This window comes from Novosphingobium gossypii, assembly GCF_050433305.1.
GTDB lineage: Bacteria > Pseudomonadota > Alphaproteobacteria > Sphingomonadales > Sphingomonadaceae > Novosphingobium > Novosphingobium gossypii.
On the sequence record NZ_JBNPXM010000002.1, the window covers coordinates 253,776 to 266,539 of the forward strand.

General features: G+C 64.3%; 14 protein-coding genes. 7 read left to right on the forward strand and 7 right to left on the reverse strand.

Annotation, left to right across the window (positions count from 1 at the left end):
* Position 1 precedes the first annotated feature (1 nt).
* The gene (locus GGR40_RS06680; RefSeq protein WP_429275434.1) at positions 2–1,192 is read right to left on the reverse strand and encodes a zinc-dependent alcohol dehydrogenase; all 1,191 of its coding nucleotides are present in this window, start codon (positions 1,190–1,192) and stop codon (positions 2–4) included.
* Positions 1,192–1,758 carry an SRPBCC family protein gene (locus GGR40_RS06685; RefSeq protein ID WP_429275435.1) on the reverse strand — a complete coding sequence of 189 codons (567 nt, stop codon included), beginning with the start codon at positions 1,756–1,758 and terminating at the stop codon, positions 1,192–1,194. Before GGR40_RS06685 ends, GGR40_RS06680 begins: the two co-directional genes overlap by 1 nt.
* Positions 1,759–2,021: 263 nt before the next feature.
* Between GGR40_RS06685 and GGR40_RS06690 the strand changes: the two genes are divergently transcribed.
* From GGR40_RS06690 to GGR40_RS06710, 5 genes are all read left to right on the forward strand, one after another.
* Positions 2,022–4,166, forward strand: coding sequence for a catalase (locus GGR40_RS06690; protein WP_429275436.1), 2,145 nt, complete (start codon positions 2,022–2,024; stop codon positions 4,164–4,166).
* Positions 4,163–4,729 (forward strand): ankyrin repeat domain-containing protein, encoded by a 567-nt coding sequence (locus GGR40_RS06695; protein ID WP_429275437.1) that lies wholly within the window; start codon positions 4,163–4,165, stop codon positions 4,727–4,729. Before GGR40_RS06690 ends, GGR40_RS06695 begins: the two co-directional genes overlap by 4 nt.
* A 67-nt stretch (positions 4,730–4,796) precedes the next feature.
* Positions 4,797–5,087, forward strand: a complete 291-nt coding sequence (locus GGR40_RS06700) for a hypothetical protein (RefSeq protein WP_429275438.1) — start codon at positions 4,797–4,799, stop codon at positions 5,085–5,087.
* Positions 5,088–5,115: 28 nt separating this feature from the next.
* Entirely contained in the window at positions 5,116–6,033 is a 918-nt protein-coding gene (locus GGR40_RS06705) for an iron-containing redox enzyme family protein (RefSeq protein WP_429275439.1), read from the forward strand.
* 13 nt (positions 6,034–6,046) lie between these two features.
* Complete coding sequence (locus GGR40_RS06710) at positions 6,047–6,265, forward strand: hypothetical protein (RefSeq protein WP_429275440.1); 219 nt, start codon at positions 6,047–6,049, stop codon at positions 6,263–6,265.
* Positions 6,266–6,416: 151 nt separating this feature from the next.
* Here GGR40_RS06710 and GGR40_RS06715 read toward each other — a convergent pair whose 3' ends face one another.
* The 4 genes from GGR40_RS06715 to GGR40_RS06730 are packed head-to-tail and all read right to left on the reverse strand — an operon-like array spanning position 6,417 to position 11,368.
* Positions 6,417–8,468, reverse strand: a complete 2,052-nt coding sequence (locus GGR40_RS06715; RefSeq protein WP_429275441.1) for an AsmA family protein — start codon at positions 8,466–8,468, stop codon at positions 6,417–6,419.
* 51 nt (positions 8,469–8,519) lie between these two features.
* Positions 8,520–9,965 (reverse strand): L,D-transpeptidase family protein, encoded by a 1,446-nt coding sequence (locus GGR40_RS06720; RefSeq protein ID WP_429275442.1) that lies wholly within the window; start codon positions 9,963–9,965, stop codon positions 8,520–8,522.
* Between the two features lie 57 nt (positions 9,966–10,022).
* Positions 10,023–10,664, reverse strand: a complete 642-nt coding sequence (locus GGR40_RS06725) for a glutathione S-transferase family protein (protein WP_429275443.1) — start codon at positions 10,662–10,664, stop codon at positions 10,023–10,025.
* Between the two features lie 59 nt (positions 10,665–10,723).
* Positions 10,724–11,368, reverse strand: a complete 645-nt coding sequence (locus GGR40_RS06730) for a 5'-methylthioadenosine/S-adenosylhomocysteine nucleosidase (RefSeq protein ID WP_429275444.1) — start codon at positions 11,366–11,368, stop codon at positions 10,724–10,726.
* Positions 11,369–11,506: 138 nt separating this feature from the next.
* Here GGR40_RS06730 and GGR40_RS06735 point away from each other — a divergent pair, with 138 nt between their 5' ends.
* Positions 11,507–11,905, forward strand: coding sequence for a hypothetical protein (locus tag GGR40_RS06735; RefSeq protein WP_429275445.1), 399 nt, complete (start codon positions 11,507–11,509; stop codon positions 11,903–11,905).
* 95 nt (positions 11,906–12,000) lie between these two features.
* The gene (locus tag GGR40_RS06740; protein ID WP_429275446.1) at positions 12,001–12,321 is read left to right on the forward strand and encodes a hypothetical protein; all 321 of its coding nucleotides are present in this window, start codon (positions 12,001–12,003) and stop codon (positions 12,319–12,321) included.
* Here the strand turns inward: GGR40_RS06740 and GGR40_RS06745 are convergent.
* Positions 12,267–12,713, reverse strand: a complete 447-nt coding sequence (locus GGR40_RS06745) for a pyridoxamine 5'-phosphate oxidase family protein (protein WP_429275447.1) — start codon at positions 12,711–12,713, stop codon at positions 12,267–12,269. The two genes, GGR40_RS06740 and GGR40_RS06745, sit on opposite strands and share 55 nt — an antisense overlap.
* Positions 12,714–12,764 lie beyond the last annotated feature (51 nt).

A 12,764-nucleotide genomic window follows, 5' to 3' on the forward strand; every position in this document is an offset into this window, starting at 1 on the left:
CTCACGCAGCAACGCGGTCGAGGTCGGGCTTGAGCACGACCTTGGTGACTTCGTTCTGCTTGTCATGGAACATCCTGTAGCCGTCGGGCGCCTGGCTCAGCGGCAGGCGGTGGCTGATCAGGAACTCGGTGTCGATCTTCCCTTCGAGGATGGCGTTGAGCAGGCCCGGCAGATAGCGCTGCACATGGGTCTGCCCCGTCTTCAGCGTCAGCCCCTTTTCCATGAAGGCGCCCAGCGGAAACTTGTCGACGATGCCGCCATAAACCGCCGGCATCGATACCCGCCCGCCCTTGCGACAGGCGACGATGGCCTGACGGATCGAATGGGTGCGGTCGGTTCCGAGGAACAGCGAGGCTTTGATCTGGTCCACCACGTTGTCCACGAAGAAGCCGTGCGCCTCAAGCCCGACGGCGTCGATGCAGGCATCCGGGCCGATGCCGCCGGTCATCTCCAGCAGCGCTTCGTAGACCTTGCTCTCTTCGTAGTTGACCGTCTCCGCGCCGAACTTGCGGGCCAGTTCGAGCCGGTGCGGGAAGTGGTCGATGGCGATGACACGCTCGGCGCCCATCAGGAAGGCGGACTGCACCGCGAACAGGCCGACAGGGCCGCAGCCCCATACTGCTACGGTGTCGCCCGGTTCGATTTCGGCGTATTCCGCAGCCTGCCATCCGGTGGGCAGGATGTCGGACAGGAACAGCACCTTGTCGTCCTCGACGCCATCAGGGACGACGATCGGCCCCACGTCCGAGAACGGCACGCGCACATATTCCGCCTGCCCGCCCGCATAGCCGCCGGTCATGTGGCTATAGCCGAACAGCGCCGACATGGGCTGCCCGTAGAGTTCCTGGGCGATGTCCTGGTTGTCCGCCGGGTTGCCGTTATCGCAGGCGGAATACTGCTGCTTGCCGCAGTGATAGCAGCTGCCGCACGATATGGTGAAGGGCACGACCACGCGCTGGCCCTTCTTCAGGGTGGAGCCGGAACCGACTTCGACGACTTCGCCCATGAATTCGTGGCCCAGGATATCGCCGGCCTGCATCGTCGGGATATAGCCGTCGTACAGGTGCAGGTCCGACCCGCAGATGGCGGTGGACGTGACCTTGATGATCGCGTCGCGGGGATTGACGATCTCGGGATCATCGACGGTATCGACGCGGACGTCATGCTTGCCGTGCCAGGCGAGTGCGCGCATCAGGCGGCCTCCTCTTCGTGCTGCTTGAGATTGGGAGCGTTGGTGGCGATTTCGCCGGTTTCCATCAGCTGCTTGAACCGACGCAGGTCGCGGCGCGCCTGGATGCCGGGTTCGCGCTGGAACAGCTTGGCGACCGCGCGTCCGACGATGCCCGCCGGGGCGTCGTAGTGGATCGTCGCGGTCACCACGGTGCCGCGCTGGCCGCTGGCCCTAAACTCGATGCGACCGCTGTTGGACACGTCCGGCCCGTTGACCGAGGTCCATGCGATTGCCTGTCCGGGAATGTCCTGCGTGATCTGTGCGTCCCATTCCACGCTTGATCCGCCGGGCCCCTTAACCGTCCAGTGACTGGTGGTATCGTCGCGTACTTCCACGCTCTCTACGTTCTCCATGAACGTGGCGAGGTTGGCGAAATCGCGCCAGTAGGCATAGAGTTCGGCAGCGGGGCGGTTGATCGTTACCGAACGGGATAGGAGGGCGTTGCCCTTTCCGTCCAGTCCCAGCGATGCGGCATGCTCGGCGGTATCCCCGTGCTTCGCCGTGGTGGGCGGCGCGTTGTCTGTCATCGAAGGTTCCTTGTCTTGCTTTCGCGCGTGGTCCGCGCGGCCTTGCGGCGACCATGGCGGAAAGGCGGGGAAGATGAGGCGGCTTACCGGTGCTTTACGGCTGCACCGGCCCGCAGGTTCCGCCTTCCCGGACAGCATTTGACCTGGGTTAAGAAGGATCCGCCTTCGCGGAACTTGCCGTGATCCTGACCGGTTGGGCGCAGGTATCCGCCCTCCATCGAAGGGTGGCGCATGACCATGACACACATCATCGGAGCACAGGAATGGCGGGAACGATCGGCAAGGACACCGGCGCGCAGTCGCACGCACAGGCCTTCGAGACGCAGGTGGGCGAGGGGGGAGAACTTCATCAGCTGGCGCCCGGCATCGGCGATGCGTTGACGACGCAGCAGGGCGTCCCGATCGCGGACGACCAGAACAGCCTGAAGCTGGGCGAACGCGGCCCGACGCTGCTGGAGGACTTTCACTTTCGCGAAAAGATCTTCCACTTCGACCATGAACGCATCCCCGAACGCGTAGTCCACGCGCGCGGATTTGGCGTCCACGGCACTTTCACGCTCGATGAAAGCCTGGCCGAATACACCACCGCCAAGGTGCTGACCGAAGTGGGCGAGCAGACGCCCATGTTCGTGCGCTTTTCCACGGTGGCCGGCAACAAGGGCTCGTTCGATCTCGCACGCGACGTGCGCGGCTTTGCGGCCAAGTTCTACACCAAGGAAGGCAACTGGGACATCGTCGCCAACAACATCCCGGTGTTCTTCATCCAGGACGCGATCAAGTTTCCCGATCTGGTTCATGCCGCAAAGCAGGAGCCGGACCGCGGATTCCCGCAGGCCCAGACGGCGCATGACAACTTCTGGGATTTCATCGGCCTGACGCCCGAATCCATGCACATGATCATGTGGACCATGTCCGACCGGGCGATCCCGCGATCCTTCCGGTTCATGGAAGGGTTCGGCGTCCACACGTTCCGCCTGATCGATGCGGAAGGGAAGGGCACTTACGTCAAGTTCCACTTCAAGCCGCGCATGGGCCTGCAGTCGGTGATGTGGAACGAGGCGGTCAAGATCAACGGCGCCGATCCCGACTTCCACCGCCGCGACTTGTGGGATGCCATCACCATGGGCACTCCGCCGATCTGGGATTTGGGCGTGCAGCTGTTCGACGACGATTTCGCCGACAGCTTCGAGTTCGACGTGCTTGATTCCACCAAGATCATCCCGGAAGAACAGATCCCCGTGCGCCGCATCGGCAGCTTCGTGCTGGACCGCGTGGTCGACAACTTCTTTGCAGAGACGGAGCAGGTTGCCTTCTGCACCCAGAACGTGGTGCCGGGCATCGGCTTCACCAACGACCCGCTGCTGCAGGGGCGCAATTTCTCGTACCTCGACACCCAGCTGAAGCGCCTGGGTAGCCCCAACTTCACGCATATCCCGATCAACGCGCCCAAGGTGCCTGTGCAGAACTTCCAGCAGGACGGGCACATGGCGATGCGCAACCCCAAGGGGCGCGTGAATTACGAGCCCAACAGCTGGGGCGGCCCACGCGAAAGCCCCGATATCGGCTATCGCCACTTCCCCGCGCAGGAAACGGGCCGCAAGGCACAGGTCCGTTCCGCCACTTTCGCGGACCACTACAGCCAGGCGCGACAGTTTTTCATCAGCCAGACCCCGATCGAGCAGAAGCACATCGGCGACGCGCTGGTGTTCGAGCTTTCGAAGTGCGAACGCATCGACATTCGCGAGAACATCGTCTCGCACCTGCTCAACATCGACGAGACGCTGGCGACGGTCGTGGCTGACGGACTGGGCCTGCCCAAGCTGCCTAAGCCCTTCCCGGCGGCGGTCCCCACCCGCACCGATCTGCCGCCCTCCGAAGCGCTCAGCATCGTCAAGCGCGGCCCGGACAGCTTTGCCGGGCGCAAGCTGGGCATCCTGGTGACGGACGGCGCAGCGGCATCGCTGGTCAAGGCGCTGGTGGCTGCCGTCGAGAAGCTGCCCGCGATCTACGAGATCGTGACGCCCAAGGTGGCAGGCGCGACGCTTGACGACGGTACCATGGTCGAAGGCAAGCAAAAGATCGATGGCGGGCCATCGGTCCTCTACGATGCCGTAGCCGTGGTCGTGTCCGCCGAAGGTGCGGCGATGCTGGCAGAGGACAAGACCGCCAAGGACTTCGTCAACGACGCGTTCGGGCACGGCAAGTTCATCGCCTATACTGCCGAGGCGCTGCCCTTGCTGGAACGCGCCGGCATCGCTGCAACGGATCACGACGAAGGCCTTGTGCCGCTGGAAGGGGCAGGCGATGCGAAGGCCTTCCTCGACAGTTGCGCGCTCCTGCGCGTGTGGGATCGTGAACTGAAGATCGACCTCGATGCGGCGGGCTTCCTGAAGGCGAACGGCGGATGACCGCTGCGGCCATGTGTCCGGGGACGGCGGAGCGTGAAGCTCCGCCGCTTCCGTCGGCTGATCGCCTGCAGGATCTGCTTTTCGACGCCGCCCGGCTGGGTCGGGATGACGTCATTCCCGCATTGCTGCAGGCGGGTGCCGACATCGAGGCATGTGACGCACGGGGGCATTCGCCGCTCGTGCTCGCCAGTTACCACGGCCACCGCAGCACGACTGCGCTGCTGCTGGACCTTGGCGCTCGGCCTGACGGCACGGGCGGGCCCGGTGGTAGCGGCAGCGCGCTGATGGGTGTGGCATTCAAGGGCTATCTGCCCGTCGCCCGGCTGTTGCTGGATGCCGGTGCAGACCCGCGCCACCGTAACGGGGCGGGGCAGACCGCGCTGATGATGGCATCTCTGTTCGACCGCCGCGACGTGGTGCAGCTGCTGCTGGATGCGGGGGCGCCGATCGATGCGGTGGACGCCGCCGGCAACGATGCGGCGTCCGTGGCAGAGGCGCAGGGTAACGATGAACTCGCCCTCATGCTGCGCAGCATCGCTGCCGAAAACCTTGATCGAAGTTAGAAGCGCGGACCTCGACTCTGCTCCTGCCGGTTGGTTTGGCATGGAGAGAAGCTCGAAAGAAAAGCCCGTGGCCCTGATCGTCGGAGGATATTCCTCCGCGATCAGGCGCGAGGCAGCGGAGCTGCTGCGGTTCGGCTACGAACTGCGCGCGTTCGATACCGCGTGGGATGCCCTTGCCCTGTTCGGCGAGGTGATGCCCCAGGTGGCCGTGATCGGTTCGTTGCCACAAACCCCCTGTCTCGGCCTGCTGATCGACGACCTGAAGCGGTACGACGTCCCGATCGTGCGCCCCGGCGAAAGCCGGCTTTCGGCATTTGGTTCAACTTCGCGCGGCCACGCGGGTCACGCGCGCGCCTGAGCGGCGCATTCCAGTTCAGAGGATTCACATGCTCGACTTTACTCCGGCGGACCGATCCACTTCCGTCGACTTTTACCTGTCGGACGATTTCCAGCAGGCGCTGGCGCGATGGAACCGGCAGCGCTTGTCGCCCGCCTTCCCGGAGGAAGATTGGCAGGCGCGCCTTGCCGACGATCTCCAGATGCAGGTCGTGGAAGGGCAGTTCCTCGAAGCGCTTCGAGCCGAAATTGCGGACGAGGCCAGCAAGGCACCGCGTGACGCCGAAGGGTTCGTGGCGTGGTTCGAGGGGCTGATCGAACGCGGTCCCGGCCAGAACGACCCGCTTTTCCCGTGGCTGGCCGAACACGCCACGCGTGAGGAACTGCGCTGGTTCTTCGAGCAGGAAGCTGCTGGAGAGGCCGGTTTCGACGATCTGGTCGCGATGACGCAGGTCAAGCTGCCCGATCAGGCCAAACTGGAACTCGCGCGCAATTACTGGGACGAAATGGGCCGTGGCAATGCGAAGGGCATGCATGGTCCGATGCTGCACGTCGTCGCCGATGCGCTGGAAGTGGACCCCGCCATCGAGAGCACCGTGCCCGAAAGTCTGGCGCTTGCCAATGCGATGACCGGCATGGCTGCGTCGCGCCGCTATGCGTGGCATTCGGTGGGTGCGCTGGGCGTCATCGAGCTGACGGCGCCGGGCCGGTCCGCGCTTGTGGCAAAGGGCCTGCGCCGCATCGGTCTGTCCGGCAGCGAGCGTCGGTACTTCGATCTTCATGCCGTCCTTGACGTCAAGCATAGCGAGGCGTGGAACGAGGAAGCATTGTACCCGCTCGTCCAGGAAGAACCGGCACGGGCCGTGGCGATTGCCGAAGGCGCGCTGATGCGCCTGACTTGCGGGCAGCGCTGCTTCGAACGCTATCGCGCGCATCTGTGGCAGCATCGCGCCGCCGTCGCAGCCTGACGGAGACAAGCCCATGGCCGAAGAACACGAAGACGAACGTCTGAACCCCGGCATGAACGCCGAAGGCCAGAACGGCGTCGGTGGCCCGCCCTCCCGCCTCACCGAGAAAGAAGCCGACGCGGCCACTCGTCGCGCTGAGGAACAAGCGGGCACACAGCGGGACGCCCGCTATCCGACGGAAGATGCTGTCAGCGAGGCGGCGCAGGGCGAGGCGAAGAAGCCGTCCAACTGATCTGAAGGTCATCACAGAAATTCAGGGTGCCGGTCGATCTTCGACCGGCACTTTTCGTATGCACTGCCATGATCAAACCGTCGCCCCGGCGACAGGCCATTTCCCGACATCCGCCACTGTCCGGGATCAGGTGCTGGGCAACGCGAGAAGATTACCGACGGCTGCCCACATCGTCGCGCGGCTTGCCCTTTGTGGTGCGCTGGGCAGCGGCGGACTTGCCGGCCAGAACCGGGCCGCAGGCCGCAGACTTGGCATCGCCCGGATCGACGAACGCCAGCAGACCAGCAACCGGCGTCGCCACAACCGCCAGCCCCAGACCCGCACCTGCGCGGCCCAGCAACTGCGGACTGATGACCTGCAGCTTCGGCTCTGCAAAACGTCCGCCGATACCCACGGGCGACTGGCCCGAGAACAGGCTGAATTTCTTGCCGTCGGCCTTGAACGCAAGGTCCACTGCCTCTGTGGCGAAGCTGAAGCCGCCGCGACCGGTGACGACGTTCTTGCTGGTGTCTATCAGGATCGGATCCGCCATGGCGATACCCCCGCGAACGGTGAAGGCGAGGAGGCCGCAGTTGACCTCGATCGGCTTCTTCAGCTTGCCCTGGAACATCTTGGACAGGAAGGTGCCGAGGTCGAGCTCCGCAAGCTGGGCGTTCTGGGTCCATAAGGTGCCGTGCGGCATGATGAAGGCGATGCGCCCCGACGCCGATGCAAGGGAATCATGGATCGTGTCGCCGCGCCCGTCCAGTTTGATCCGGCCATGGATCGTGCCGGTCGTGCCGGAATCGGCCAGGCCATATCCCGCCAGCAACCGTCCCAGCGGTGTCGAGGCAAGCCGAATGTCATAGCTGATGGCGGATGGCCGCTGCCGCGTGTCGAAGATCAGGTCCGACGCCACATCGCCGCGCGCCATGGAGAATGTAAGCGGCGACAGCGCCAGCCGTCCCTTGTCCAGCGACAGCTTCAGCGCGATGTTGGAGACGGGCACGTTGCGTGAGCGGACGACCGCGATCTTCCACTCCAGCCCGGCATCGAACCGCTGCATCATCTCAACCGGCAAGTTGGCATCGGGCAGTACGCGCCGGGCGCCGGCGCCTGTCGCGGCGGCCGCAGCTACCGCGCCTTTGGCGGCAACGACATCCGGGTTGTAGCCGATGAAGGGCGCGGCATCGACGATATCCAGGCGCCGGGTCGTCAGCGCCGCATCCAGCCGCAGGCGCTGTTCGTTGGTGATCGTGAACCGTCCCGACAGATCCGATTGCCCGAAGGTGCCGGTCATGTCGGTAAAGCGATAGGTGCGATCGCGCTTCACCATGTCTGCTTTCAGCGCATAGCGCCGCGTCTGCGGGATGGCGACGTCGATCACAGCCAGCAGATCGGAAAGGTCGCTTCCCTTGGCGGATACCTTCAGGGGCACGCCCTCCACATCCGTAAGCGTGGGCAGGGTGCCGGCCACGGTGATCACGCTGTTGGCGGCCCAGGCCTGCGCTTCAAGCTGGTTCCGGCCCCCGGTGATGCTGGCGTCGGGGGACAGCAGCCGGGCGTTGAGCCGAAAGGGCGTGTTGCGGAAACGTCCGGTGCCCTTGACGCCCACCGCCTTGCCGATCCGCGCGTCCTTCGCCGCGATGGGATCGATGGCAAGGTCTGCCAGCAGCGGCATTTGCGGGTCGACGTAGCGGATCTTCGTGCCCGTCACCGTGGCACGATCAATGCGCGGCATCTCGAACGGCTTGCCATCGCCCTCGGAGCTGAATGTCCAGGTGTTGCGGCGGTGCTGCTTGTCCCACTCCAGATTGGCGACGCCCTGATCCAGATCGAGCGCGTAGAACCGCCGCTTGCCGAACAGCAATGATAGCGGTGCGATCCGGGCATCGATCCGCCGGGCCGCGAACAGGGTACGCTCCCTGGCCCATTGCGGATTGGACACGGTCAGCCTTTCCGCCACGAACTTGATGCGAAAGGGGGCGAAATACAGCTGGAAATCGCCTCCTACGGTGACCTTGCGATCGGTCAGCGAACTGGCGATGCTGCTGAAGGGCTGCTTCAGGAAGCGCCCCTTGGTGATGAAAAGGACCAGCCATACCGCGAATATCGCGCCGACGACCGCCAGCACCACATTGCGCACGATGTGCCACCGCCGCTGACGCTTGTGATCGGCAGGTTCGGCTGCGGGGGGCGGTATCGTCGAGGCTTCCTGGTCCATAACGGGAAAATCGCTTGAACAGGCGTTTTGGTTTCCAACGAGCGGAGACCCTTATGGTCCTACGTCTTCACCCTGGCCCTTCACGCGATGGCTCTGGCCTGCGGCAAAGCCCAGCGCCTTTGCCACGGCATCGTTCCAGCCATAAGGATCGGAGCGGATGACCGGCTGTCCGTCTTCGCCGAATAGCACGGTCTGGTACAGCAGGCGTACCGGGATTTCACGTGGTAGCGGCACGAAAGCCTCCTTGCCGGTCGCGCGGGCGCGATGCCATTCGTCAAGCACGCCCTCGTCGCGGGCCAGCATTTCGGCAAAGCCCAGCGCGTCCTCCACTCGCACGCAGCCATGGCTGCGCTGGCGCTGCACCTCCTGGAACAGTTGCTTGGCTGGCGTGTCGTGGAGGTAGATCTGGTGCTCGTTCTTCATGTCGAACTTCACCAGCCCCAGCGAGTTCTTCGGCCCCGGCTGCTGCACGATCCAGCCGTCCTTCCACGCCATGTTGTTGCGGCGCAGATACGCGCTGCCTTTGCCCGCGATCTCCTTGCTCTGGATGGAGCGGGGCACCGTCCATGTGGGGTTGGCCACGAGGCGATAGATGGGGGAGCCGAGTTGGGGCGTTTCGTTCTCAGGTTCGCCAACGACGGCCTTACGGGTATCCACCATCTTGCCGTCCCGCCAATAGGCAAGCCGCCCGGCAGCGATGTTCACGTCGATCCGCGTGGCGGGCGGGGTGCGATCAAGCCAGCGCATGCGTTCCATGGCAATGGCGATCGCGCGCGCCTTGTCGAGGTCGGAGAGGTTGAGGATCTCAAGCGCGTCGTTGCCGATGACGCCGTCGGGCTTGATCCCGTAATCCGCCTGCATGCGCTGTACCGCGCGGACCATCGCGGGATTATAGCGGTCGCCGCCCGCAGCCCCCCCATCGAGATAGTCCAGCGCCACCAGCTGCCGTGCGATCAGCGGGATGCGGGGGTCGGTGGAGCCGGGCTTGAGCGGCTCGCTCTTCGCGGGAATAGCGGGCGTCTGGGCATCCTGCGGTCGGCGCAGGGCGAGATATGCCTTGGACAGGCGATGGTATCCATCCGCGTCAGGAGCAAGGCCAGCCAGCCACTCGCCCAGCTTGCGGTCCTTCAACGCCTTGGCAAGGCCCGGCAGCAGATCGGGCCGGGGGCGGGGGACGGTGTATACGTCGTAGAGCTTGGTAGGGTCTGTAGCGCCGCGGGCCAGCGCCGATGCGTAGCGAAGCGCGCTTTGCGTCAGCGCCCGGTCGCCATCGGCATTGCCGGGCTTGCCTTCTATCGCGAAGGTCATCGCATCCAGCCCATGCTCTGCGCGCCGGTCCATGGCAGCGCGAAGATCGCGCACGGCATCGTCCGTCCACTGGACCTGATCGATGCTGACGGCGGACGGCGGCGCTTCGGGCGCTTTCGAGCCTGACCCGCACCCCGACAACACGCAAGTCATGGCGAGGAGCGAGGAAGCGATCAGACCTTGGCGCATGCGGATCTCCTTGAAAGACCCGTATATCAACGGAGTAGCGCCCCGGATGTTGCATCCTTACGCATAACGATAAGGCCCGCCCTTCACCAACGCGGCCTGATAGGCGGGGCGGGCGTGGATCTTGTCCAGCCATCCAAGAGTTGCAGGCCGTCCAACGTCCAGGCCGCCACGGTCGCAGGCGGCTTCGAGCGGGAAGCTCATCATGATGTCGGCAGCGGTGAAGGCGTCTCCGGCGAACCACGGCCGCGAAGCCAGTTCGCGTTCCACGAAGTCGAGGTGGACGTCGATCATCGGTTGCAGCTTCTTCTGCGCGGTCTTGCCCACTAGCGGGATGCGGCCCAGCACCAGATTGACCAGCAGCGGCGGCATCAACGACCCTTCGGCATAATGCAGGAAGTGCCGATAGCGCAGCGCCGCATCGTCGGCATAGGGCTTGCCAAGTCGCCCGTCCGCCTTGGCGACAAGGTACTCCACGATCGCGCCGGTTTCCGCGATGATCCGTTCGGCCCCGGATGGATCGCGGTCGACGATGACCGGCGATTTGCCCAGTGGGTGGATCCGCCGCAGTTCGGGCGGTGCCAGCATGGTCTGCGGATCGCGTTCGTATCGCTTCACTTCGTAGAGGATGCCCAGTTCCTCCAACATCCAGAGCACGCGTTGCGAGCGGGAATTCTCAAGATGATGGACGATGATCGTCAATGCCAGTTCTCCGGGATGGGCTTTGACATCGAACGAGCGGAGGGCGGCAAGGTTGCGCGTCAGGAAACGGCTTCGTCCAACTCCGTCGCCTGCGCCAGTACCACGAACAGCCCATCCACCGCTTCGGCAAGGCGTTCGTCCAGCACACGAAGCAGATCGGTCCACCCTGACAGGCCATCCAGTTCACCCGGCCCGTCCGATATGCCGCGCAGGCCGATCATCTGCACCCCAAAGCGCTGGCAGGCGCGCAGCACCGCATAAGTCTCCATCTCGACAATATCGGCGTCTATTTCGGCGTAACGGTCGCCGCCCACGATGTCACCGCCGGTGGACAGTGAGGCGCGGGGCAGGTCGGGCAGCATCACGGGCAGGGGCATGACCGCCGGATGGTCGGCAAACGGCGTAACGCCCTTGGCAAACCCAATGCGCGATGCATCCATGTCGCGCCACGACACGCTTTCCACCTGATAGACGGCCCCCAACTGACACCGCCGCGACCCGGCGGATCCGAGCGACACGACAAGGTCGGGCAATTCGCCGGCATCATGCAGCTGCTGCAGACAGGCCGTGGTGCCGATCGCCGCTTCCACAGGGCCAACCCCGGTGATCAGCGGGTCGATGCGCGCCTGCAGGTGCGCGCCATATTCGTGCGTTGTCGCCATGACAAACAGCACGCGCTTTCCCGCTATCGACGTCGTCTTCATCTCATACTCCTGGGCGCGCCTGCGCTGTTCTGCCCTCAGCCATTGCAAAGGCCATGGCCGCAGGCAAGCTGCTGCCGTTGCGGATGGCGGATTTCGATGACGGCTTGATTTCCGCGTTTCGCGTGCCAAGTTGAAGCCATGCAATCCCATACACGTTCGATGATCGCTGCGGCTGCCTTTGCCGTTCTCACCGGCCGCAAGGTCGCTGGACTTTATGATCACACTGCCAAGCGCGATCTGCGGATCGCCGCGGAGTATCGCGATGGCGGCATTCAGGGAGTGGACGGGGATCGACAGGCGAAGTTCGGCGGCACCCTCCCGGAAATCTTCGACGGCGGGGATCGCTCGCACATATCGTTCGAGGTGGAAGGCGATGCGGCCCGCGGCTATGACCGTGCTTCGTCGACGTTCTTCTCGGCGCAGGTCGCCGATGGGCTGGTGCAGGTCTACGATCATGGCAGCAGCCAGTGGTTCGCTTACGACGTGCAGGATGCCGACGCACCCGCCGCGTACCATCGAACTGCAAATCAGGCCTGACGATGTGCCCGCGTCCTAACCTACGTTAGTCCATCCCGTTCCGTATCGTTGTAACGGCGCCGGGCCGAACGGTTCGGCGGGTTCTCGATACGGCTATGACTGCAAGCATTCTGCAACGCCTCCATGCGCTGGAAGAGGCGGCATTGCATTCCGAAGGCGCACACTACGCACTGCACGACCTGGTGGCCTGCACATTGGCACGAATCCCCGAAGACGATTCGCGCGAAATGCTGCAGAGGCTGGCGTCACAGGTTTCCGTCCACGCGGACCGGATCGGTGCGATCCGGCTTGCGGGCTATCGACAGGAACTGGAATCGCTCGACTTGGAAATCCGGCACCGGCGGCAGGAATGGTGCAGCGATCAGGCGCTTGAAGACGCGATCACAAGCTCTCCTTCGTCCTCGCCGTCCCAATAGTGTGCACGCTCTCCGGTCACGCGGATGAGGACAAGGTCGGGCGTCTCGATGCCGTCCGGCCACCAGCGTTCCAGCCCCTTGGTCCAGTGCTCAGAGAATTGCGCCCGGTCACGGATCAGCACAGCGCGGCCTTCTATGTGAACGAAGAAGGGCCGCATACCCAGCAGGCCCGACGTTCCCTGATAGCTCAGGCCCACGCGCGGGTCGCCGTCGATGTCCGTAACCATGCGGGTGGTATCATCGGTGAAGAACCACGCGTCTCCGTCATAATCGACTTCGCGGTTGTTGCTCATGGGGCGGGCCGCGATGGCGCCGCCGTCCGCATGGGTTGCCAGCATCGCGAAATCGATGTCCCGCATCTTCCTGGCCAGTTCTGCAAGCGTCATCGTCATTTGCGTTTCCTCTCGTAGGGCTGAACGCACGACCGATGACGATGGTGGCAG

Excerpts from the sequence above, each read along its gene's own strand:
- GGR40_RS06740 (WP_429275446.1), top strand. The coding sequence starts at position 12,001 with ATGACTGCAAGCATTCTGCAACGCCTCCATGCGCTGGAAGAGGCGGCA.
- GGR40_RS06720 (WP_429275442.1), bottom strand. The coding sequence starts at position 9,965 with ATGCGCCAAGGTCTGATCGCTTCCTCGCTCCTCGCCATGACTTGCGTG.
- GGR40_RS06745 (WP_429275447.1), bottom strand. The coding sequence starts at position 12,713 with ATGACGATGACGCTTGCAGAACTGGCCAGGAAGATGCGGGACATCGAT.
- GGR40_RS06705 (WP_429275439.1), top strand. The coding sequence starts at position 5,116 with ATGCTCGACTTTACTCCGGCGGACCGATCCACTTCCGTCGACTTTTAC.
- GGR40_RS06695 (WP_429275437.1), top strand. The coding sequence starts at position 4,163 with ATGACCGCTGCGGCCATGTGTCCGGGGACGGCGGAGCGTGAAGCTCCG.
- GGR40_RS06735 (WP_429275445.1), top strand. The coding sequence starts at position 11,507 with ATGCAATCCCATACACGTTCGATGATCGCTGCGGCTGCCTTTGCCGTT.
- GGR40_RS06680 (WP_429275434.1), bottom strand. The coding sequence starts at position 1,192 with ATGCGCGCACTCGCCTGGCACGGCAAGCATGACGTCCGCGTCGATACC.
- GGR40_RS06710 (WP_429275440.1), top strand. The coding sequence starts at position 6,047 with ATGGCCGAAGAACACGAAGACGAACGTCTGAACCCCGGCATGAACGCC.
- GGR40_RS06730 (WP_429275444.1), bottom strand. The coding sequence starts at position 11,368 with ATGAAGACGACGTCGATAGCGGGAAAGCGCGTGCTGTTTGTCATGGCG.
- GGR40_RS06715 (WP_429275441.1), bottom strand. The coding sequence starts at position 8,468 with ATGGACCAGGAAGCCTCGACGATACCGCCCCCCGCAGCCGAACCTGCC.
- GGR40_RS06685 (WP_429275435.1), bottom strand. The coding sequence starts at position 1,758 with ATGACAGACAACGCGCCGCCCACCACGGCGAAGCACGGGGATACCGCC.
- GGR40_RS06690 (WP_429275436.1), top strand. The coding sequence starts at position 2,022 with ATGGCGGGAACGATCGGCAAGGACACCGGCGCGCAGTCGCACGCACAG.